General features: G+C 69.0%; 24 protein-coding genes. 5 read left to right on the forward strand and 19 right to left on the reverse strand.

Going from position 1 to position 21,077, the window contains the following annotated elements; all coding sequences use genetic code 11:
- Positions 1-16 precede the first annotated feature (16 nt).
- Positions 17-1,096 (forward strand): DNA polymerase IV, encoded by a 1,080-nt coding sequence (dinB, locus tag IB258_RS22190; protein WP_119451652.1) that lies wholly within the window; start codon positions 17-19, stop codon positions 1,094-1,096.
- A gap of 65 nt (positions 1,097-1,161) precedes the next feature.
- Here the strand turns inward: dinB and IB258_RS22195 are convergent, their stop codons facing one another.
- The 19 genes from IB258_RS22195 to IB258_RS22285 form a co-directional block, all read right to left on the reverse strand.
- Positions 1,162-1,623 carry a GatB/YqeY domain-containing protein gene (locus tag IB258_RS22195; RefSeq protein ID WP_054458191.1) on the reverse strand — a complete coding sequence of 154 codons (462 nt, stop codon included), beginning with the start codon at positions 1,621-1,623 and terminating at the stop codon, positions 1,162-1,164.
- Positions 1,624-1,756: 133 nt separating this feature from the next.
- Entirely contained in the window at positions 1,757-2,197 is a 441-nt protein-coding gene (locus tag IB258_RS22200; protein ID WP_054458190.1) for a hypothetical protein, read from the reverse strand.
- A gap of 47 nt (positions 2,198-2,244) precedes the next feature.
- Positions 2,245-3,468 (reverse strand): beta-ketoacyl-ACP synthase, encoded by a 1,224-nt coding sequence (locus IB258_RS22205; protein ID WP_192353211.1) that lies wholly within the window; start codon positions 3,466-3,468, stop codon positions 2,245-2,247.
- A complete protein-coding gene (gene fabG, locus IB258_RS22210; RefSeq protein ID WP_119451654.1) occupies positions 3,468-4,199 on the reverse strand; it encodes a 3-oxoacyl-ACP reductase FabG in 732 nt (243 codons plus the stop codon). Before fabG ends, IB258_RS22205 begins: the two co-directional genes overlap by 1 nt.
- Positions 4,196-4,651 carry a hotdog family protein gene (locus IB258_RS22215; RefSeq protein WP_054458187.1) on the reverse strand — a complete coding sequence of 152 codons (456 nt, stop codon included), beginning with the start codon at positions 4,649-4,651 and terminating at the stop codon, positions 4,196-4,198. Before IB258_RS22215 ends, fabG begins: the two co-directional genes overlap by 4 nt.
- Complete coding sequence (locus IB258_RS22220) at positions 4,648-5,847, reverse strand: beta-ketoacyl-ACP synthase (protein ID WP_192353212.1); 1,200 nt, start codon at positions 5,845-5,847, stop codon at positions 4,648-4,650. Before IB258_RS22220 ends, IB258_RS22215 begins: the two co-directional genes overlap by 4 nt.
- Positions 5,844-6,401, reverse strand: coding sequence for a hypothetical protein (locus IB258_RS22225; protein WP_119451676.1), 558 nt, complete (start codon positions 6,399-6,401; stop codon positions 5,844-5,846). The genes IB258_RS22220 and IB258_RS22225 overlap by 4 nt, the downstream gene beginning before the upstream one ends.
- An 8-nt stretch (positions 6,402-6,409) precedes the next feature.
- Positions 6,410-7,657 carry an NAD(P)/FAD-dependent oxidoreductase gene (locus IB258_RS22230; RefSeq protein ID WP_192353213.1) on the reverse strand — a complete coding sequence of 416 codons (1,248 nt, stop codon included), beginning with the start codon at positions 7,655-7,657 and terminating at the stop codon, positions 6,410-6,412.
- Between the two features lie 15 nt (positions 7,658-7,672).
- Positions 7,673-10,033 carry an MMPL family transporter gene (locus IB258_RS22235; protein ID WP_054458184.1) on the reverse strand — a complete coding sequence of 787 codons (2,361 nt, stop codon included), beginning with the start codon at positions 10,031-10,033 and terminating at the stop codon, positions 7,673-7,675.
- The gene (locus IB258_RS22240) at positions 10,017-10,634 is read right to left on the reverse strand and encodes an outer membrane lipoprotein carrier protein LolA (RefSeq protein ID WP_192353214.1); all 618 of its coding nucleotides are present in this window, start codon (positions 10,632-10,634) and stop codon (positions 10,017-10,019) included. The genes IB258_RS22235 and IB258_RS22240 overlap by 17 nt, the downstream gene beginning before the upstream one ends.
- Positions 10,631-11,074, reverse strand: a complete 444-nt coding sequence (locus tag IB258_RS22245; protein ID WP_054458182.1) for a thioesterase family protein — start codon at positions 11,072-11,074, stop codon at positions 10,631-10,633. The genes IB258_RS22240 and IB258_RS22245 overlap by 4 nt, the downstream gene beginning before the upstream one ends.
- On the reverse strand, positions 11,067-11,990 hold the full coding sequence (locus tag IB258_RS22250; RefSeq protein WP_192353215.1) for a glycosyl transferase: 924 nt from the start codon (positions 11,988-11,990) through the stop codon (positions 11,067-11,069). Before IB258_RS22250 ends, IB258_RS22245 begins: the two co-directional genes overlap by 8 nt.
- Complete coding sequence (locus tag IB258_RS22255) at positions 11,987-12,739, reverse strand: glycosyltransferase family 2 protein (RefSeq protein WP_119451660.1); 753 nt, start codon at positions 12,737-12,739, stop codon at positions 11,987-11,989. Before IB258_RS22255 ends, IB258_RS22250 begins: the two co-directional genes overlap by 4 nt.
- Positions 12,726-14,426 (reverse strand): AMP-binding protein, encoded by a 1,701-nt coding sequence (locus tag IB258_RS22260; protein WP_175214284.1) that lies wholly within the window; start codon positions 14,424-14,426, stop codon positions 12,726-12,728. Before IB258_RS22260 ends, IB258_RS22255 begins: the two co-directional genes overlap by 14 nt.
- 3 nt (positions 14,427-14,429) lie before the next feature.
- Positions 14,430-14,978, reverse strand: coding sequence for a hypothetical protein (locus IB258_RS22265; RefSeq protein ID WP_192353216.1), 549 nt, complete (start codon positions 14,976-14,978; stop codon positions 14,430-14,432).
- Complete coding sequence (locus tag IB258_RS22270) at positions 14,975-15,229, reverse strand: acyl carrier protein (RefSeq protein ID WP_013392999.1); 255 nt, start codon at positions 15,227-15,229, stop codon at positions 14,975-14,977. Before IB258_RS22270 ends, IB258_RS22265 begins: the two co-directional genes overlap by 4 nt.
- A gap of 17 nt (positions 15,230-15,246) precedes the next feature.
- A complete protein-coding gene (locus IB258_RS22275) occupies positions 15,247-15,507 on the reverse strand; it encodes a phosphopantetheine-binding protein (protein ID WP_054458177.1) in 261 nt (86 codons plus the stop codon).
- A 4-nt stretch (positions 15,508-15,511) separates the two neighbouring features.
- Complete coding sequence (locus IB258_RS22280) at positions 15,512-16,351, reverse strand: 1-acyl-sn-glycerol-3-phosphate acyltransferase (protein WP_119451677.1); 840 nt, start codon at positions 16,349-16,351, stop codon at positions 15,512-15,514.
- On the reverse strand, positions 16,348-17,073 hold the full coding sequence (locus tag IB258_RS22285) for a beta-ketoacyl synthase chain length factor (RefSeq protein WP_192353217.1): 726 nt from the start codon (positions 17,071-17,073) through the stop codon (positions 16,348-16,350). Before IB258_RS22285 ends, IB258_RS22280 begins: the two co-directional genes overlap by 4 nt.
- Before the next feature lie 283 nt (positions 17,074-17,356).
- Between IB258_RS22285 and IB258_RS22290 the strand changes: the two genes are divergently transcribed.
- From IB258_RS22290 to IB258_RS22305, 4 genes are all read left to right on the forward strand, one after another.
- Positions 17,357-17,842, forward strand: a complete 486-nt coding sequence (locus tag IB258_RS22290) for a 4'-phosphopantetheinyl transferase superfamily protein (RefSeq protein ID WP_225589213.1) — start codon at positions 17,357-17,359, stop codon at positions 17,840-17,842.
- Positions 17,843-17,930: 88 nt separating this feature from the next.
- Positions 17,931-19,148, forward strand: a complete 1,218-nt coding sequence (hmpA, locus tag IB258_RS22295) for an NO-inducible flavohemoprotein (protein WP_054458173.1) — start codon at positions 17,931-17,933, stop codon at positions 19,146-19,148.
- A 61-nt stretch (positions 19,149-19,209) separates the two neighbouring features.
- Entirely contained in the window at positions 19,210-19,647 is a 438-nt protein-coding gene (locus IB258_RS22300) for an Rrf2 family transcriptional regulator (RefSeq protein ID WP_054458172.1), read from the forward strand.
- A gap of 108 nt (positions 19,648-19,755) precedes the next feature.
- Complete coding sequence (locus IB258_RS22305; protein ID WP_054458171.1) at positions 19,756-21,006, forward strand: D-amino acid dehydrogenase; 1,251 nt, start codon at positions 19,756-19,758, stop codon at positions 21,004-21,006.
- Positions 21,007-21,077: the final 71 nt, after the last annotated feature.

Below are 21,077 nucleotides of genomic sequence, written 5' to 3' on the forward strand. Positions count from 1 at the left end.
TGGGGGCATCACCACCATGATTGAATTACGGAAGATCGTGCACGTGGACATGGACGCGTTCTATGCCTCCGTGGAACAGCGCGACAACCCCGAACTGCGCGGCAAGCCCGTGGTCGTGGCCTGGACCGGACCGCGCTCGGTGGTGTGCGCCGCGTCCTACGAGGCGCGGCGGTTCGGCATCCATTCGGCCATGTCTGCCGCCCGCGCGGAGCGCCTGTGTCCCCATGCGATCTACGTGCCGCCGGATTTCAACCGCTACCGCGAGGTCTCGCGCCAGGTCAGGCAGATCTTTGCCCGCCATACCGACATGATCGAACCCTTGTCGCTGGACGAGGCCTACCTCGACGTTACCGTCAACAAGCTGGGTCTGCCCTCGGCCACCGAGGTCGCGCAAGTCATCCGGCAGCAGATCCGCGAGGAAACCGGGCTGACGGCCTCGGCGGGAGTCGCGCCCAATAAATTCCTGGCCAAGATCGCGTCCGACTGGAACAAGCCGGACGGCCTGTTCGTGGTCCGGCCCGCCAAGGTGCTGGCCTTTCTGGAGCCCTTGCCGGTGCGCAAGGTGCCGGGCGTGGGCAAGGTGACGCAGGCGCGCCTGGAGCAACTGGGCATCCATACCGTGGGAGACCTGGCCACGCACAGCGCCCAGGAGCTGGAGCATTACTTCGGCCGCTATGGCCGGCGCCTGTACGAATTGGCGCGCGGCATCGACGAGCGCGAGGTGCAGACGGATCAGCCTTTGCAGCAGGTATCGTCGGAGACGACGTTCTCGCAGGATATCCGCCTGGACGCGGTGGGCGAGGCCATCGACCGCATGGCGGAACGGGTGTGGGACCAGGCGTTGAAGAAGGGCGCCCTGGGCCGGACCGTGGTGCTCAAGTTGAAGACGGACCGTTTCCGCATCCTGACGCGCAGCCAGACCAGCCTGAACCCGCCCGGATCGGCGGTGGAGCTGGCCGCCGTCGCCAGGCTGCTGTGCGAGCGCGTGGACTTGCCGCCGGAAACGCTGTACCGGCTGGCGGGGGTGGGGATGAGCAATTTCGCCGACCCGCAGGAGCAGTCGCGCCAGCCCGATCTGTTCGGGGGCGCGTTCTGAGCCGAGCGGGGCGGCTGGCTACCGTGTCTGGCTGGAAGCCGAACGGCAGCCAGGCATGTGCGGACTCAGGCCAGGCGGGCCTTCACTTGCTGTGACAGCGCCGTCATGTCGGCGCGGCCGGCCAGGGCCTGCTTCAGCAGCGCCATGACCTTGCCCATGGCGGGCGCGCCGGTCACGCCCTGCGCGGCCACTTCCGCCAGCGCGGCGTCGATGGCGGCCGAGACTTCCTCGGGCGTGGCGGCTTGCGGCAGGAATTCCTGCAGCACGAGCAGTTCGGCCTTTTCCTGTTCGGCAGTTTCGGTGCGGCCGGCCTGTTCGAACGCGGCGATGGACTCGCGGCGCTGTTTGACCTGCTTTTCGATGATGGCCGTGATCTCGGCGTCGTTCAGGTCGCGGCGTTCGTCCACTTCCTTCTGCTTGACGGCAGCCAGCAGGAAGCGCAGCGTGGTCAGGCGTTCGGCGGCCTTGGCGCGCATCGCGTCCTTGACGGCATCGGAGAGGCGGGTCTTGAGCGTAGCAGTGCTCATGGGTAAACCTTTGTGGTGTTGCGACAAACAAGCAGTTTAAACCGGCGGCCGGCGTTTCCCGGCGGCCGGCGATTTCCGGCGGCGGGCGATTTCCCGCGGCGGGCGTGTTCCCGCGGCCGCCGGTTCCCCTTACTTACTTTACCTTGGCCAGGTCGCCACGCAGGGCGACGCCGGCCACCATCGCGCCGGCATGGCATTCGTAGTCGGTCTTGCTGCTGTATTCGTTCTTGCGGTAGTAGCTGATGATATTGGTCACCGCGTTCGCACCGGCCTTCTTGGCCGCTTCGTGCAGGGCGATGATGGCGGATTGTGCCACCCACAGGCAGGCGTCCTCGTCCTTCTTGGCGAAGGCGTTGGTCTTGCGGTTGGTGACGACGCCGGATTCCAGCACCGTGCCCTTGGGGCCGGTGCCGGCAAGGTAGAACTTGACGCTGCCGTCGATCTTGCCGGCGGCCTGGGCGGCTTCGATTGCGGCCTGCATGGGCAGATGGACGGTACGATCCGCCGCCAGGGCTTGCGCCGAGCATGCCAGCGACAAAAGCAGGGCGGCGGACAGCTTGTAAGAAACGTTCATGACAGGCATTCCATTCGTGAGAGGGAAAAACGCGGATATTGCGAACTTCAGCGCCAGCGGCGGAAGATCAACGAGGTGTTGATGCCGCCAAAGGCGAAGTTGTTGTTCATGACATATTCGTTGCTCATGTTGCGGCCCTCGGTCAGGTAGTCGAGTTCGCCGCAGCGCGGGTCGACGTTGCGCAGATTGAGCGTGGGCGCATACCAGTCGCGGTTGAGCATTTCAATGCTGAACCACGACTCCAGCACGCCGCAGGCGCCCAGGGTGTGGCCCAGGTAGCTCTTTTGCGAGCTGATGGGCATGCGGCTGCCGAACAGGCCGTGCGTGGCCTGCGTTTCGGCGATGTCGCCCTGTTCCGTGGCGGTGCCGTGGCCGTTGACGTAGCCGATGGCTTGCGGCGGCAGGCCCGCGTCGGCCAGCGCCATTTCCATGGCGATGCGCATGGTGCCGGCCTCGGGGCGGGTGATGTGCGTGCCGTCCGAATTGCTGCCGAAGCCGACGATTTCCGCGTGGATGCGCGCGCCGCGCGCCAGTGCGTGGTCCAGCGATTCCAGCACCAGCATGCCGCCGCCTTCGCCGATCACCAGGCCGTCGCGGTCGCGGTCGTAGGGGCGGGGCGTGAGTTCGGGCGTGTCGTTTTTCTGGCTGGTCGCGTAGAGCGCGTCGAACACCAGGGCTTCGCTGGCGCAGAGCTCTTCCGCGCCGCCCGCCAGCATCAGCTCCTGGCGGCCGTAGCGGATGGCTTCGTAGGCGTAGCCTATGCCCTGGCTGCCCGAGGTGCAGGCGCTGGAGGTCGGGATGATGCGGCCCTTCAGCTCGAAGAAGATGCCGACGTTGGCCGCGGTGGTGTGGGGCATCATGCGGACGTAGGAATTGGCGTTCAGGTCGTCCGTGACGCCGTTGAGCAGCATGTTGCCGAAGGCGCGGATTTCCGCCGTGCTGCCCACCGAGGAGCCGCAGGCCACGCCCATGCGACCGTCGGCGATGCATGGGTCGCCCAGCAGCGCCGCGTCGTCCAGCGCCAGTTCCGCGGCGCGCACCGCCAGCTGGGAAACCCGTCCCATGCTGCGCAACTGCTTGCGGGTCCAGTGCGCGGGCGTCTGGAAGCCTTCGATGGGGCCGGCCAGGCGCGTGTTCAGTTCGACGTAGCGCGACCAGTCGGGCATGACGCGGATCGCGCTGCGCCCCGCCTGGAACGCCTGCTGCACGCTGGACCAGTCGTTGCCGAGCGCGCTGATGCCGCCCATGCCGGTGATGACGACGCGTTTCATCAGCACAGCCCTCCGTTGACGGCGATGACCTGGCGCGTGATGTAGGCGGCGCCGGGAGACATCAGGAATACGACGGCGGCGGCCACTTCCTCGGGCCGCCCCATGCGTTGCGCGGGCACGGCCTTCAGGATTTCCTCGACTGGCACGTGTTCGTCGATCATGTCGGTGTCGATCAGACCCGGCGCCACGCAGTTGACGGTGATCTGGCGCTTGGCCAGTTCCACGGCCAGAGCTTTCGCGGCGCCGATGAGGCCGGCCTTGGAGGCGCTGTAGTTCACCTGGCCGCGGTTGCCGATCAGGCCGGACACGGACGCCATGCAGACCACGCGGCCAGGCGCGCGGCGGCGGATCATGGGCATGGCGAGCGGACTGAGCACGTTGTAGAAGCCGTCGAGATTGGTGCGCAGCACCTGGTCCCAATCGTCGCCTGTCAAAGCGGGAAACGCGCCGTCGCGGGTCAGGCCGGCGTTGAGGACCACGCCGTAATAGGCGCCGTGCGCGTCGATGTCGGCCTGCAGGGCGGCGGCGCATTGCTGGCGGTCCGCCACATCGAATTGCAGCACGCGCGCCTGGCGTCCGCGCGCCTGGACTTCGGCCTGCACGGCTTGCGCCTGGTCGAGCCGCTGGCGGCAGTGCAGCACCAGGTCGTGGCCGGCGTCGGCCAGGGCCAGCGCGATGGCGCGGCCGATGCCGCGGCTCGAGCCGGTTACGAGTATGGGGGCGGTGCTCATTCGGGTGATTCTTCCTGGATAAAAGCGGCGGGGTCCTTGGGCTGATAGACGTTCAGCCTGGCCTCGGCCAGCAGGCGCGCGTCGTCGCGCAGTTCGCATTCGAAGACGCTCATGCCGCTGGCGTCGATCAGCCCGCGGCGCGCATGTATGGTCAGGCGGGCGCCGGCGGGCAGCGCGTCGGCGTGGCTTTCGTAGCGCCGGGTGCCGAGCAGAAAGCCCAGTTTGACGGGTTCGCCTGCCTGGCGCGCCTGGCAGCCGGCCCAGGCGCCCACGGCCTGCGCCATCAGCTCCATGCCCAGCCATGGCGGCAATGAGCCGTCGGGCAGCGAGTAGGGGCCGGGCCTGACCACGGCGCGCGCGGTCAGGCTGTCGGCGTCGTGGCTGCAGACCTCGTCGATCAGGATCATGTCGCCGGCGTGCGGCAGCAGGCTGGATACCGGCCAGGTCGTCATGCTTGGGCTCCCAGGATCAGGCTGGCGTTGTTGCCGCCGAAGGCGAAGGAATTGCTCATGGCCAGGCGCGGCCGGCCTTGCGCGTAGCGGTGCTGCGCGGTGCTGAAATCCAGCGCCGGCAGGGTTGGATCGGGCTGCCCGTCCCAGACGTGGGGCATCAGCCGTCCTTCGGCATTGCCGGCCGACAGCGTGGCCCAGGCCAGCGCCGCTTCCAGCGCGCCTGCCGCGCCCAGCGCGTGGCCGGTAAGCGCCTTGGTCGAGGCGCAGGGCACGCCCTGCGGAAAGACGGCGTGCATGGCCTGGCTTTCCATGGCGTCGTTGTGGAGGGTGCCGGTGCCGTGCAGATTGACCCAGCCTATGCTGGCCGCGTCCACGCCGGCGGATTGCAGCGCGGCCTGCATGGCTGCCCGCGCGCCGGCGCCGCTGGGTTCGGGCGCGGACATGTGCCAGGCGTCGGAGCTGGCGCCGCCGCCCAGCAGCGCCACGGAGCGCTCCCCTGCGGGCTCGCGTTCCATCAGGAACAGCACGCCGGCTTCGCCGATGTTGATGCCGCGGCGGTTGGCAGAGAAGGGCAGGCACAGCATGTCGTCGATGGCTTCCAGCGTGGCGAAGCCGTTGATGGTCAGGCGGCACAGGGTGTCCGCGCCGCCGCAGACCACGGCGTCGCACAGGCCCGAGGCGAGCAGGCGGCGCGCGGACAGCAGGGCGCGGGCGCTGGAGGTGCAGGCCGTGGACAGCGTGTAGGCGGGGCCGGTGGCGCCCAGCCAGTCCGCGAAAAAGGCGGCGGGGGACGACAGCGCCTGGCGGCGGTAGTCGTAGCCGTCCGGCCATGCGCCCTGCGCCGCCAGTTGGCGGAAGGCCGGCGCATTGTCGTTGACGCCGGAAGTGCTGGTGCCCAGCACGACGGCGACGCGGCTGGCGCCATGGCGGGCCACGGCGGCGCGCAGTTGCGGTTCGATCTGCAAAGCGGCGGCCAGCAGCAATTGGTTGTTGCGGCTGTGGTGATGGGCGGGCAGCGTGTCGGGGATGGGCGGCAGCGCGTCCGCATGGCCGCCCAGCGTCAGCGTGCGGCCATGGACCCAATCCGGCTGCGGGCGCATGCCCGAGGTGTCGCCGGCGAAGGCGGCGCGGGCTACCGCGTCGATGCCGGCGCCCAGCGCGCACACCACGCCGGGCGTACCCAACCAGGTGTTCATGGCTGCTCCTTCAAGGGCGAGATCCGCCAGGTGACCTGGTCGGCAGTGGTGATGATGAACGTGCCGGTCTGCGCGGCCTGCGGCCAGCGCACGCTCCAGCGCGAACCGCCGCGGTCCAGCAGTTCGCGTTGCGCCGCGCCATCGTCCTCGCGGCTGGCGCGCCAGTTGCCCGCGCCGTAGGCCGCATCCAGTTCCGCTTCGGGCGTCCACGCAAACATCAGGGCGGCGAACAGATCGCGCGCCCCGGCATTGGGCCGCAGGAAGCCGTCGTTGCGCCATTGGCCGCGTTCCAGCATCTGGCGCGCCTGCGGCACGCCCATGGGATCGAACAGGGACCAGCGCAAGGCGGCGCCTTCGCGCTGCACCACCAGCAGCGCGTCCAGCGGCGGCTGGCCGGCGACGGCCTGCACCACATGCAGCTGCCGCGGCAGCGTGAAGTCCGCGTTGCGCGCCGGCAATGGCGGCGCGCCCGCGCAGCCCGCCAACAGGGCAAGCGCCAGCAGCGCGCCCAGGGTGCGCGCGGCGGACAGGAAGGAGGAGCGGGTAGCGGCCATGGTCGGAATCAGGCGGGCAGCGGCTGCGCTTCGGCGCCGCGGCAAAGTTCGCTCAGCATGCGCAGGCGGCGCTGCGGGTTGGCGACGAAGGGGTTGTTCCGGTCCCAGGCGTAGCCCGCCAGGATGGAGCTGATCATGCGCCGGATCTCGGGCTGCGCGTTCTCGTAGAAGACCACATCCTGGAATTCCCCGCTGTACCAGCCCTGGACATAGGCGCGGAAGGTCTCCACGCCCACCATCAGCGGATCGGCGAATTCGGCCTGCCAGTCGACCTGCGCACCGGTCAGTTGGCGGTGCAGCGCGTCGGCCGCCAGCTTGGACGAGCGCAGGGCGATGGTGACGCCCGAGGAAAACACGGGGTCCAGGAATTCCGCCGCGTTGCCCAGCAGCGCGTAGCCGGGGCCGTGCAGCTGCGTCACGCTGGCCGAATAGCCGCCGATGGTATTGGCGGGCGTGTCCCAGACGGCGTTCTTCAGGACGCGCTTGAGATTGGGCGCGGCGTCGGCCATCTCGCGCAGCGTGGCCATCAGGTCCTGGCCGGGGCCGCCGAAGAGGTTTTCGCCGCCCACGACGCCGAACGAGCAGCGGCCGTTGGAGAAGGGGATCAGCCAGTACCAGATGCCGCGTTCTTGCGGGTGCACGCTGATCAGGATCTTCTCGCGGTCGAAGCCGGGTTCGTCGATGCGGTCCTCGATATGGGTGAAGATGGCCTTGCGCGGCGGCATCGACGACGGGCGCTCCAGGTCCAGCAGGCGCGCCAGCACGCGGCCGTAGCCGCTGGCATCGAGCACGAACCGGCTCTGCACCTGGTAGGACGCGCCATCGGCGCCGCGCACATCCAGCAAGGGGGCGTCGCCGTCGAAATCGGCCGCCGTCACTTCCTGCAGGTAGCGCACTTCCACGCCCTGGCGGGCGGCATCGTCCGCCAGCACTTTGTCGAAGTGCGCGCGCTGCACCTGGAACGTGGTGCCGGGGCCGGGGCTGAACTTGTCGCGGAAATCGAAGTGGGTATAGCGCTCGCCGCAGGCAAACGCCGCGCCGTTCTTCACCTGGAAGCCAGCGGCCTGCACCGCCGGCAGCATGCCCGCTTCTTCCACGAATTCCAGGCAATGGGCGAGCAGGCTTTCGCCGATGGAAAAACGCGGAAACTGCTGGCGTTCCAGCATCAGGACGTCATGTCCTTGGCGCTTCAACAGGGCGGCGGCGACCGCGCCTGCCGGCCCCGCTCCTATGACTACGACTTCGCGATGTTCCATGCCGGGTATTTCCTTTTAGTTATTGAAAGCAGGATGCGGCGCGGCGGCGCGCGGCGGATTGATCCATGGCGCCCACAGCAGCGAGAAGGCCACGCCCAGCGCGACCGCCAGCCCGAAGTTGGCGATGGCGGGCGTCTGGCTGACGGCGAGCAGCCCGAAGGACAGCAGCGTGGTGGCGGCGCCCAGCAGGATGCCGACCAGGCTGGCGGCCGCGCCCGCGACCCGCTCGTACATGAAGATGGCGTAATCCACGCCGATGGCCGACACCAGCAGCAAACCGAACAGGCTGAACAGGGTGAGCGGCTGGCCCAGATAGCCCAGCGCGGCCAGGCTGCATGCGGTGGCCGCGAGCGGCACGGCCAGGATGCGCCAGGCGGCGGCGCGGCCCAGAGTCAGCAGCAGCAACAGCGCCGCGACCCCATAGGACAGCAGCTTGAGCTCGGCGGCTTCGATGCGCGTGGCCGCAAACATGCGATTCAGTTCGCCGCTGCGGTCCACCAGCGTGACGTCCGGGGCAACCCGGGCGATGGCCTCGAGCGCGGACGCGTCGCGCAGGCCCAGCAAGGTCACCATGCCTGCGGCCTGCCCTTCACGCACGCCCAGCCACAGCGGCCGCCAGCGTTCGGCCAGCGGGCCTTGCAGCGCGTCTTCGATGGCCTGCGGCGGCAGCGCGGCCATGGATTGCAGTTCCAGGCGCAAGGCGGCGTAGGGGATGCCGATGTCGGTAAGCGGCTTCCAGGCGTCGGGCTGCCCGGCCAGGCTGGCCAGCGTCGCGCCCAGCGCCTTCTGGTCGGCGGCCGGCGAGACCAGCTGGCTCAAGGCGTTGTAGGCGGCGAGATCGCCGCGCGCGACCAGCGCATCCAGCGCCTGCGACACCCGCGCCTGCCTGCGCAGCAGCTCGTCGGCGTCAGGCGCGCGCACCAGGAAGAACTGGCTGGTCGGCATGAAACCGGTGATTTCGCCGATCTGCCGGGCCTGCTGCAGCAAGGGCGCGGGCAGGCTCAGCCATTGCCGCAGATCGTCCTGGATGCTCAGCCGGCTGATGCCGCCGGCAGTGGCGGCGATAAGGGCCAGGGCGCCCAGCCACAGCGCGGCGCGGCGTCCGGCCAGGCGCTGACGCGCGTGCAGCGCGGCCTCGGCAAAACGCAGCAGCGGCTGCCAGGGGCGGGGCCGCCAGCCGTCCATCCAGGCCGGCAACTGGCACACGGTGCAGGCGTAGGCGCCCAGCAGGCCGGCGGCCGAGAACACCGCGGTCTGCGTCAGCGCGGGGAACGGGGTGAACGCCAGCGCGACGTAGCCGACCAGGCTGGCTGCCAGGCTGATGGTCAGCCCGGGCAGGACGCGCCGCAGCGCGGGCCAGGCCTGCCAGTCGGCCATGCCATAGCTCTTGCCGAGCCAATGCATGGGGAAATCCACCGCTACGCCGATCAGGCTCGCGCCGATCACCAGGGTCAGGACGTGGATGGAGCCGAACACTGCCACGCAGGCCACCGCGCCGGTCAGCAGCCCGACGGCGACCGGCACGAAAGCCAGCAGCGCGCGCACGCGCCGCAGCGCCAGCAGCAGGACCAGCACGATGCCGATGGTGGCGCCGGTACCGATCCAGCTGCTTTCGGCAACCGCTTGCGCCCGGCCCGCGGCGGCGTACAGGGGGCCGCCGGCCACCAGCAGCTCGGCGCCGGCCGCGCCGAGCGCCGCGCGGTCCTGTTCGAGCTGCGCGGCGATTTGTTGGGGCGCGGCCGCGTCGAACGCATCGCCGCGGGTTTCTGCGCGCACCAGCATCCAGCGTCTGCCAGCATGTTCGGCCTGCAGGGTGCCCGTGCCCATGTCGTACTGCACCGCGCCGCCTGGGCGCAGCGCCTGTTCGGCGCGGCGCGTCAGGCCCAGCCAGTCCTGGTCCGCCGGCACCAGGCCCGAAGATGAAAATGGATCGGACAGCTCGCGTGCGCGGCGCTGGGCGTAGGCTGCGGGATCGGTCTCGAGCTGATGCCGGTCGGCCGCCGGCAGCATGGCCAGCCGGCCCGCCAGCAGTTGCGCGCGCAGCGCGGGCACGTCGATTTGCAGTTCCACCTGCACGGAAGAAAACAGGCCGCTGTCGGTCCAGCGCTGCGCCAGCAGGCGCGCGGGGGCCGCGGCATCCGCGCCGGCGTTTGCGCTTTGAGTCGCGACCAGCGCGATGAGCTGGCGCGACAGGGGCTCCTGGATGCGGGCCTCGGCTAATTGGCGGGTGGCGTCGGCGCCGGCCTGGGGCACCAGCTCCATCAGGTTGGCCGACACCGGCCAGCCGTGGCGGCTTTGCCAGGCGCCGGCGCAGAGAATCAGCAGCAGCCCCAGCTTGAACAGCCGCGGCAGCCAGCGCTCAATCGGCGAACGCACGTTGCTCCTCGGCGGTCAGGGCCTGGGCGGCCTGCGCATCCGTCATTTGCAGCACGCTGCGGTCGCCCTGCGTCTCGCGCAGTTCGATGCGGTCCACCAGCTTGCCCCCGTTGATCTGGATGTTGTCGAAGATCTGGCGCAGCAGGACCGAGCGCGGCGTCAGCAGCAGCTGCCAGGCATTGGCGTCGCCAGTGAGCGCCAGGTCGAAGTTTTCGCGCAGCCCGACGGTGTCGCCTGCCAGCACGGACAGGAACAGCCGGTTCTCGCGGCCGGCGCCGGAATGCTGCGGCAGAGCCTGCCATTTGCCGGCTTCGTCGCGCCGGGAGATGCCGCGGGCGTCGATGCGCAGGTCCTGCGCGATCGGCGTGCGCAGCAGCCACAGCAGGCCCTTGCCCGCCGCCAGCGTGAAATCGCCGCGGCTGGTCAGCGGCTGCGGCAGCGAGCGCAGGAACTTCTGCTGCACGAAATGGCCGCGCACCACCGGCGTGGCGTTCAGCTGCGTTTGCAGGTCGGCCAGGTCGAAGGCGCGGGCGGCCAGCGGCAGCAGGGCCAAGGCCAGCAGGGCGCACAGGCGGCGTATGAAAACCAGGCGGCGCGTCATGCGGGCGTCTCCATCGATTGCAGCTTGCGTTGCACGGCATCGACCAGCGCGGCGGGCGAGGTCAGCTGCATCTCGCGGGTCTGGATGCAGACCGCCACCTGTTCGGACGTGGCCCGCGTCAGGCGCTGGCCGCTGGCGGCGTCCAGGATCAGGTAGTTGATCTTCAGCCGGTGCTCCCATTCCACCAGTTCGGCGCGCACCTTCAGGCGCTGGCCGAATTGTGCGGGCTGCGCGTAGCGCAGATGCAGGTCGATCACCGGCCAGGCGTAGCCGCTGGCGCGCATGGCGTCGTAGTTGTGTCCCAGCAGGTCCAGCAGTTCGCAGCGGGCCTGTTCCAGATACTTGACGTAGTGTCCGTGCCAGACGACGTTTAGCGGATCCACGTCGAAGAAGGGCACACGGATTTCGACTTCAGCGCCGATGGCGCCCCGTTTACGCATCGTCTTTCCAGAAAGGGTAGAAGTTGAACCATTGCAGCGGCGCCAGGCGGCAGTGTGCGGCCAGGCGGTCGGCGTAGCGCTGGGCCAGCTCGGCGATCCGGGCCTGGCGCGTGGCGCGCGTCCATTCGATGCCGTCCGACAGGCGTTCCATCGCGACGCGGTAGCGCGCGCCGTGGCGCGTGCAGAACAGCAGGTTGACCGGGCAGCGCAACAGGCCCGCCAGCAGCCAGGGCCCTTGCGGGAACAGCGCGCTGGCGCCCAGAAAGTCCACCGGCGTGCAACGGTCGCCCTGCAGCGGCACGCGATCGCCGGCGATGGCGAGCCATTCGCCGCGGTCCAGGCGCTGCGCCAGGTCCAGCATGGCCGGAGCATCCAGTTCGCTGACCTGGATCATGCGCAGCCCGCCGCCGGCCTGGTGCAGCAGCCGGCTGAAGTGAACCGCGTGCTTGTCGTGGACCAGCACATTGAGTTTCAAGGTGCCGCTTTGCTCCGCCAGCGCGCGGCAGACCTCGATATTGCCCAGGTGCGAGCCCACCAGGATCTGGCCGCGGTTGCTGCCCATTTGCGCGTGCAGGCCGTCAGGGTCGGAGATGTCCAGATGGGCCATCGTGATCTTGCCCTGCCAGACGTCCAGCTTGTCCAGGATGGCGTTGGCGAACGCGAGGTACTGGCGGTAGACCGGCATGCGGCGCGGCAGCGGCTCGGCCAGCGTGCCGGATTGCGCCAGACGGCGCTGGTAGGCCGCGATCGAACGCCGGGCGCGGGCGCCGCTGACATAGAAATACAGCACGACCAGCCAGACCACGGGCGCGACCAAACGGCGGCCCAGGGTGCGCGCGGCCCAGGCGGTCAGGCGCATCAGCAGGGCGCTGCCGCGCTCGGGCTGATCGGCCCAATGCTGATCTGTGGCGCTCATGGACGCTGACCTCCGGCAAGCCGGCGCCACAGCAGCGCCGGCGAACGCGCCAGCATGCCGAAGAAGAGGCGCGCGTGCATGCGGCTGATCAGCAGGTTGTCGCGCAGGCCCTGGAAGTGGGAAATGCCGCCTTCCGGGTAGGCCACGCGCGTCGGCAGCCAGACCATCGCGACGCCGCGCCAGTGCAGGCGCACCAGGACGGCGATGTCGAAATCCATGCGCCGGCCCACGCGCGCGCCGTCGATCACGGGCAGCGCCGCGGCCAGCGGGTAGACGCGGAAACCGCACATGGCGTCGGGGATGTCGAGCGAAAGCGTATTGATCCAGACCCACACGCGCGTCAGCCAGCGGCCATAGAGACGGCTGCGTGGCACGTCGTCGCCATACAGCGGCGCGCCGCAGACGAGGGCTTCGGGGCGAGCACGGGAGGCCGCGGCGAAGGCCGCCGCGTCCGTCAGGGCGTGCTGACCGTCGGCGTCGACCTGCAAGGCATGGGTATAGCCCAGCGCCGCCGCCGCGCGCAGCCCGTCCTGCACCGCCGCGCCTTTGCCGCCGTTGACCGCGCGCCGCAGCAGATGCGTATGCGGTTGGGCGGCCAGCGCATCCAGCGCGGCGGCGCAAGACGGTTCGGAGCCGTCATCCACCAGCACGCAGGGCAAGCCTTGCGCCACAAGCTGCGCGTGCACCGCGGCGACCGTGGCGCCGTGGTTGTACACGGGAATGAGCGCGCAGAGCTTATGCGGGGCCATGGCCGCCTGCCTGCAGAATGCGGCCGGAAGAGCAGGGCGCGTCGTTGACCGTGTAGGCGAAATACAGCTTCTGCTTCGAGGCGTCCCATTTGAGCGCCAGCATGGCGGTATCGCCCGGACGCAGCAGGCGCTGGAATTTCAGGGCTTCCATGCCGGCGAAACGCAGCTCGGGATGGAGGTCGCGTTGTGCCAGCGACATGGCCCAGCCGATCTGGACAACCCCGGGCACAACGGGAGCAGTGGGGAAGTGGCCGCTGAAATGCGCCAGGTCGCAGGGGATTTCCAGCCGGTAGCGGCGTTCGTGATCCGCCAGGCGCGGCAGTTCCTGCGCCTCGGGCGCAAGCGGCCGGGGGCCCGCGGCCGCTTCGAACACGCCGCGCGGCAGCTTGCCCTGGGCGTTGGCAGGCAGTTGCGCGAAGAAGCGCCAGGTGCGCGGAATGGCCAGCGATTCGAAGCCTGGGGCCAGATGCGCGCGCAGCGCATCCACTAGCGCCTTGCGGCCCTGGTTGCGCAAGGCATGCAGGCCGCCGGCCGACAGGGCGACCAGCGCGGCAAGGCGCGTGGTCCCGGCCAGACCTCCCATGCGCGCTTCGGCGACGTAGGAATGGCGCGCCAGCGCCTGTTCCAGCATGGGCAGGGAAATGCGCTTTTCCTCGATCTTCACGATGCGGTCGAGGCGGCCGAGCAGCCGGAAACCGTTATGCGCAAGCTCCGCGCCGTCGGCGGTCTGCGCCTCGGCCGGATTGACCCATGGCGATTGCACGCGCAGCGCGCCTTCGGCGTTCAGGTCGACGGCCACGCCGGGCAGCGGCTGCCAGGGACTGTCGCCTTCGCGCCAGGCGACGGCGCCGGTTTCGGAGCTGCCGTAGATCTCGCTGGGGCGCAGTCCCAGGTGCTGTGCGATATGGTCGGATGCGTCGGCGGGCAATTCGCCGCCGGACGAGTGGATGCGGGTCAGGCGGCCGCGCAGCTGGTCCCAATCCAGCCGCTGTCCCAGGCGGCGCAGCAGCGCCGGGCTGGCGATCCAGGTGCAGGCCGGATGGCGCAGGCTGGCCTGCTGCAGTTCTTCCGGATAAAGGCGCTGCGGCCGGTCCAGCTGGCGCCCGGCGCACAGCGGCCACAGCACCCTGAAGGGCAGGCCGTACATGTGTTGCGCCGATACGCTGCCCAGCACGGGGCCGCGCGCATCCGGCCATTGCTGCTGCAGCGCGCGGACTTCGTCCATCAGTTGCCGCCAGTGCTTGGCGATATGTTTGGGCGTGCCGCTGGATCCCGAAGTGCACAGCACCAGCGTCAGCGCAGGGTCCAGTTCGGCGGGCGCGAGCGGTGCGTGGCCTTGCAGCTCGGCCAGCCGGCACAGCCGCTCGGCCGGCAGCGGCAGATCAGTGTCGCTCAGCCAGGCGTCCACCATGGCGTCGAGCGTGGCGCAGGTCTGCGCCTGGGCGTCGCCCGGCAGCACCGCGACCACGCCGGCGCGCCAGCATGCGAACAACGCGACGGCCATGCGGGCGGCGTCCTCGAACCAGATCGCGACGCGTTGCAGCTGCCTCGCTTGCAAGGCGCCCGCGGCCTGCAGGCTGGCGCGAGCAAACGCCTCGCGCGTCAGTGGCGGCTCGTCGGCGACCAGCGCATCGGCCAAGTCAGGCGGGGCGGGCAGCAGCAGCTGCGCGAGATCGGTCCAGGCCATGCGTTACGCCGCCTTGGCGGCGGCGGGGCGCAGCAGCCATTCGCTCGCCAGCAGCAGGCCCATCAGCACATAGCTCACGGCGCCGTTGTAGACGGTCCACCAGCTCCAGGGGCCCCAGGCCGCAAGGGCCGCCGCCACGCTGCCGTTCAGGGCGAAGAAGGCGCACCACACGCGGGTGACATTGCGGGTGTAGCGCACGCCTTCGGGCGGCAGATCAGGGTGGCGCAGCCGGGCCAGTTGCTCGATCACGGGGCGGCCGCGCCGCAGGCTGGCGCCGAAGATAGCCAGCATCATGCCGTTGACCAGCACGGGATACCAGCGCAGCCAGTCTTGCGAATTCGAAACGGCCAGGACCAGGCAGAAGGCCACCGCCACAGCGGGCAGCAGGCGCGCGCCCGGCCGGGCGGCATCCGCGGTCAGGCCGCGCGCCAGCCACAGCAGGGCCAGCGGCAGCGCCAGCCAGGCGGCGCTTACCCGTCCCAGCGCCGCATGGACGGCGAAGGGATAGGCGATGCCGGCCACGGCCAGGGCTGCCGCCACGCCGCGTTTCATGCGGCGGGGTCCTGTTTCTGGCACATGGCCTGCACCACGTCCTCGACCGTGCGCACGGTGCGGAAGTCGTTGGCGTCGAGCTTGCGGCCGGTCTGGCGGCGCACATGGTCGATCAGGTCGATGGCGTCGATGCTGTCGATCTCCAGGTCCGTGTACAGGTTTGCTTCGGGCGTGATGCGTTCAGGTTCGATCTCGAACAGTTCGACCAGCGCGCCGCGCAGCGTGTTGAAGATTTCGTCGCGGGTATGCATCCTGGACTCCGTATCCTTTAGGCGCGGCGTTGCGCGGTGACAAACTCGGCCAGCTTGGCGATGCTGGCGAAATGCTCGCGCATGTTGCGCGTCTCGGGATCGATGGTGATGCCGTACCGCTTTTGCAGCGCGAGGCCCAGCTCCAGGGCGTCCACCGAGTCCAGCCCCAGTCCGTCGCCAAAGAGGTGGGCGTCGCTGTCGATATCGTCGGGCGCGATGTCTTCCAGGCCCAGCGAGTCGATGACGAGGGTCTTGAGTTCAAATTCCAGTTGGTTCATCCGGTCAGGACTCCACTTCCACCGCCCGAGGCGGTTGTTCATTCATGATGGCGCCGGCAGGCGCGGCGGGCGCCAGCTCGGCTTCGAAATAGGCGTGCAGGTAATCGTTCATCTTGCGTCCGGCGATGGGCAGCGGATGGGCGCCGCTCCAGGAGGCGGGATCGATGTCCTCGCCCACGCGGATCACATAGCGCATGCGGCAGGGCGGAATCCGGTACCAGGGCTCGCCCTTGGTCAGGCTGCGGGGATTCATGCTGATGACCACGGGCGTGACCACGCGCGCGCCGCGCAGCGCGATGGCGCAGGCGCCGCGATGAAAGCGCGGCATGGCGTCGCGCGGCGTGCGCGTGCCTTCGGGAAAGACGATCAGGGTTTCGCCCGCGCGCAGCACGTCGGCGGCGCGGTCGAACATGTCGAAGCTTTCGTCGTTGGTGATGTAGCCGGCATTGGCCACCGGGCCGCGGGTGAACGGGTTGGTGGCCAGGCCGTGCTTGACGATGCAGTTGGCGTTCTTGACGTGGCCGACCAGGAACACCACGTCCAGCAGCGAAGGGTGGTTGGCCAGGATCATCTGTCCGGGCTTGCCGAGGCGTTCGGCGCCCTTGAATTCCACGGTCAGGATGCCGGTGCGGACCATGAAGCGGATGAACAGGCGGAAGGTGCCGTTCAGCGCGCCGCGCGCGCGGCGCTGGCGGTCCGCCTTGTCGCCGGGCAGCAAGCGTTGGGGCGGGAACACCAGCACGCGCAGCAGCACGCCGCCCAGCCCGAAAAGGGTAAAGGCCATGCCGGTGGCGAACAGACGCCAGAGCCAGAAGTCCTGCCGGGGAGGCGTGGCGCTAGTCATGCCGTGCGTGTCCAGGTCCATAGTCGGGAGCGGTTGGCGTGGCGCCAGTCGGGCGTGCGCAGCAAGAGGTGGCGCAGCAGGTTCAGGGGATTGGGCCAGGCCTGCGCGCTGTCGGCGGCATCCGGCGCCCGCGGGGCCAGGGCCAAGGTCCAGTCGGCGCCGGGCTGCAGATGCAGGGCGACCGCATAAGCGTAGGGCGCGTCATCCACCCAGGGGGCGTAAGCTGCGGGCGGCCGTTCCTCGGCCAGCACCACGAGCACGTCCTGGTGGCCGGCATCGAACAGCATCGACGCCTCGATGCAGGCGTGCTCCAGGCCGTCGTCTTCCACCGACAAGGCCACGGATTCAGTGGTCTCGCGGCGTATGATCGACCACTGCGCGGCGATGGCGTTGTGGACCGACAGGCCGAAGGCCGTGGGCGACAGGGGTTCGTGCGCCGCCAGCGCTTGCAGCAGGCCGAAGTTGCGGGTGGTTTCGCCATGGCGGGAGGCAAACACCAGCGGCATGGGCGGGCGTCCCTCGGCCAACGGCCACGCGCACTCGAACACCCCGCGAGCCAGCGGGCTCAGGCGGCGGCGTTGCAAGGGAGGCAGGAAGTCCAGGCGGGGCGGATTCTGATTTCCGATCGGGCAGAACGGATGTTCGGCCCATTTCAACCAGTCGCCGGGGCCATCGATTCCTTGCGCCCAACCCTGCCATTGCGCGATCGAAAACGTCAACATAGCGCGCGATTCTACTATGGCGATGTCAGGCCATTTTGATTTAAAACGTTACATAATACACAATATTTCCTTTGTTTCTTACACTTCAGCTTGCTATTTGTTACTTTCTCCCGTGAACGTTCAGGAACTTTTAATCTGGTGGGCGGACAAAGGCGCGGCTGCGGGTTACCGCAGCCAGGAGCTGTCAGCGGAGGACGCCGCGCGCGCACAAGCGCTGCGCAGCCCGAAGGCGCAGCTCGATTGGCGGGTCAGCAGGGCTTTGCTGCAAGAGATCAGGCAGGCCATGCCGCCTGCGACCCTGTCGCTAAGCCACAGCGGCGGCCACGCGGTCTGCGCGTCCGCCCCGGCCGGGTGGCAGTTGGGCGCCGATCTGGAGCGAGTGCGGCCGCGCGAGGTCTTGCGCCTGGCCGAATGGGTATGCGCGCCGGCCGAGCAAGCCACGCTGGCTGGCCTGGAAGGCGCAGCCCAATTGGAACGCTTTTATCTCTTGTGGACGCTGAAGGAAGCCTTCATCAAGGCGGCCGGACTGGATTTCCCTGCGGACATGGCTTCGGTAGGCCTGGACTTCGGCGGCAAGGCGGAATGGCGCCTGCGTGCGCCGCCAGGGCAGTGGCGCGCCTGTTCATGGCGCCTGGGCGAGGACTGGATCGCGTCCGTGGCGTGGCGCGGACAGGCTGGCGGCGCCACGCGTCCCCAATGGCGCGCGGGGACCGATTGCGTGTTACCGCCGCTTGCCATCCTGGGCGCATGGGCCAGCGGGCCGGATTGAATCGCCCGGGGTTTTTCAGTGGGCATTTAAAGATGTATTATAAATGCATGTTTAATGGCGATTCCGATCGCGCCACAAGGAGCAGTTGATGTTGAGTCCCCAAATCCGCGCCCTGGTCAAGGGCACGGCGCCCGTTCTCAAGACGCACGGCGTCGCGCTGACCAAGCATTTCTATGCCCGCATGTTCAAGCACAACCCCGAGCTCAAGCATGTCTTCAACCAGGGCCACCAGGCTGGCGGCGAGCAGCAGCAGGCGCTGGCCGGCGCGGTCGCGGCTTACGCCGAGCACATCGACGATCCTTCCGTGCTGATGCCCGTGGTGACGCGCATCGTGCACAAGCATGTCAGCCTGGGCATCCGGCCCGAGCACTACCAGATCGTGGGCAAGCATCTGCTGGCCTCCATCAGCGAAGTGCTGGGCGAGGCAGCCACGGAAGAGCTGGTGGCGGCCTGGGCCGCGGCCTACGGCCAACTGGCCGACCTGCTGATCGCCGAAGAGGCGCGCCTGTACGCGGAGTCGGCCGCCAAGCCGGGCGGCTGGACGGGCTGGCGCGCGTTCCGCGTGGTGGGCAAGCAGCGTGAAAGCGCCGAGATCACGTCCTTCTACCTGGCGCCGGCCGATGGCGGCGAAGTGCCTGCCTACCGCCCAGGCCAGTACGTGTCGGTGCGCGTGTTCGTGCCCGAACTGGGCCTGATGCAGCCGCGCCAGTACAGCCTGTCGGACGCGCCGGGCCAGGACCGCCTGCGCATCTCGGTCAAGCGCGAAGCGGCGGGCGCCGATACGCCGGCCGGCCGGGTTTCCAACGCCCTGCATGACCGCCTGGAAGAGGGCGGGGTGCTGGACGTGGCGCCGCCCCAGGGCGACTTCCATCTGCGCGAGGAAGGCAGCGCGCCGGTGGTGCTGCTGAGCGGCGGCGTGGGCCTGACGCCCATGGTCTCCATCCTGAACCATCTGGTGGGGTTGAACGACGAACGCCAGATCCGTTTCGTGCACGGCTGCCGCAACAACTCGGTCCACGCCATGCGCGATCACGTCAACAGCATCGCCGCCGAACGCGCCAACGTGCGCAAGGCGGTGTTCTACGAGGAGGTCGGCCACGGCGACCAACCTGGCCGCGACTACGACTACGCCGGCCGGGTGGATCTGAACGCCATCCGCGACGAAGTCATCGTGCCTGGCGCGGACTACTACCTGTGTGGCCCGGCCGGCTTCATGCGCGCGCAGCGCGAAGCCTTGACCGGCCTGGGCGTGCCCGCCGACCGCATCCATGCCGAAGCCTTCGGCAGCGGCGGCGCGCCCGCCTGAGCGGTGTATCCTGGCGGCCTGAACTTTCGGGCCGCCAGCGTCCATCCCTTTCGTCCCAGCCATGCAACTGACCCGATTCACCGATTTCGGCCTGCGCGTCCTGATGTACCTGACGCAATGCCGCGACCGGTCCGCCGCCGTCACCATTCCGGAGATCGCTGACCGCTTCAGCGTGTCGCGCAATCATCTGGTGAAGGTGGTGCACTTCATGGCGCAGCAGGGTTGGGTCAGCACCTCGCGCGGCAAGGGCGGCGGCCTGCGGCTGTCGCAGTCCGCCGACCGCTACCGGCTGGGCGACCTGATCCGGCAGCTGGAGCAGCAGGGGCCGCTGATCGACTGCCGCGAACCTCCCTGTGCGCTGGACGGCGCATGCCGGCTGTCCGGCGTGCTGGCGCAGACCTTGCAGGCTTTCTACGAGGCGCTCAACGGCTACACCCTGGCCGACCTGGTGCGCGATCCCACGGCCGCCGCCATCATCAAGCTGCATCGCGCCGCCTGAGGCGGGGCATGATGTTTTGTTATGGACCCTGCGGAGTTTGGCATTTGCCGGACGGGCGGGGCGCGTCCCAGAATAGCGTCGTGTCCCTGTCTTTCTGGATCTAAGAGTATGCGGGTTTGCGTAATCGGCGCTGGCGTCGTGGGCGTCACGTCGGCCTATTTCCTGGCGCGCCAGGGCCATGACGTGGTGCTGGTGGACAGCCAGGCGCGTCCGGCCGAGGTCTCCAGCTACGCCAATGGCGGTCAGCTCAGTTATAGCTACGTGGCGCCTTTGGCCGGTCCGGGCGTGCTGCCCAGCGTGCCGGGCTGGCTGCTGCGCGAGGACTCCCCGCTGCGTTTCCGGCCCAGGCTGGATCCCCATCAATGGCGCTGGTGCCTGCAATTTGCGCTGGCGTGCCGGGCCTCGGTGGCCAAGGCTTCCACGGTCCAACTGGCTGGCCTGTCCTATCTGAGCCGGGACGTCATGCACTCGCTGCTGGAGCAGGAAGATCTGGATTTCGGCCATCTGAAGAACGGCAAGCTCATCGCCTACCGCAGTCCGGCCTTGCTGGACAAGGCGCGCGCGCTGGTGGCGTACCAGGCCGACCTCGGCGCTGAACAGCAGGTGCTGGACGCGGCGCAGACCCTGGCGCTGGAACCCGCGCTGGCCGGCATGGGCGCAAGCCTGGCCGGCGCCATCTACACCCCCAGCGAAGAAGCGGGCGACTGCCGCCAGTTCACCGAGGCGCTGTTCGACCGCCTGCAGACCATGGCCAACGTGCAATGCGTCATGTCCAATCCGGTATCGGGCCTGCAGCGCGAAGGCCGCCGCATCGTGGCGGTGAACACGCGCGACGGCGACATCGGCGCTGACGCCATCGTGCTGGCCACCGGTATCGGCACGCGTGCGCTGCTCAAGCCGCTGGGCCATGACGTGCCGCTGTATCCCTTGAAGGGCTACAGCCTGAGCGTGCCGCTGGCCGAGGACGACGACTCGGTGGCGCCGCGCATCAGCGTCACGGACTACGAACGGCGCATCGTCTATGCCCGCGTGGGCGGCGTGCTGCGGATCGCGGCCATGGTCGACATCGGCAGCGCCGATGCCGGCATCGACACGGCGCGCATCGGGCTGCTCAAGCGCCAGGTGCACGAGGCGTTTCCGGCGCTGGACCTGCGCCAGGCGGCGCCTTGGGCGGGGCTGCGTCCGGCCACTCCCACCAGCAAGCCGCTGATCGGACGCAGCCATGCCGCCGATAACCTGTGGCTGAACATCGGGCAGGGCGCGCTGGGCTTCACCCTGGCCTGCGGCAGCGCCGCGCTGTTGACGGCCCAGATGGGCGGGCTGGAGCTGCCGCTGGATCCGGCGCCATTCCGCCCCTGATACGGCGATGTCCATTTTGCGATAGTGCCTGCCTTTTCATCGGCAGACGGACTGGATCGCGCTCAATAGGA

The sequence above is a fragment of the Achromobacter sp. ACM02 genome, assembly GCF_014851605.1.
Classification (GTDB): domain Bacteria; phylum Pseudomonadota; class Gammaproteobacteria; order Burkholderiales; family Burkholderiaceae_B; genus Achromobacter; species Achromobacter aegrifaciens.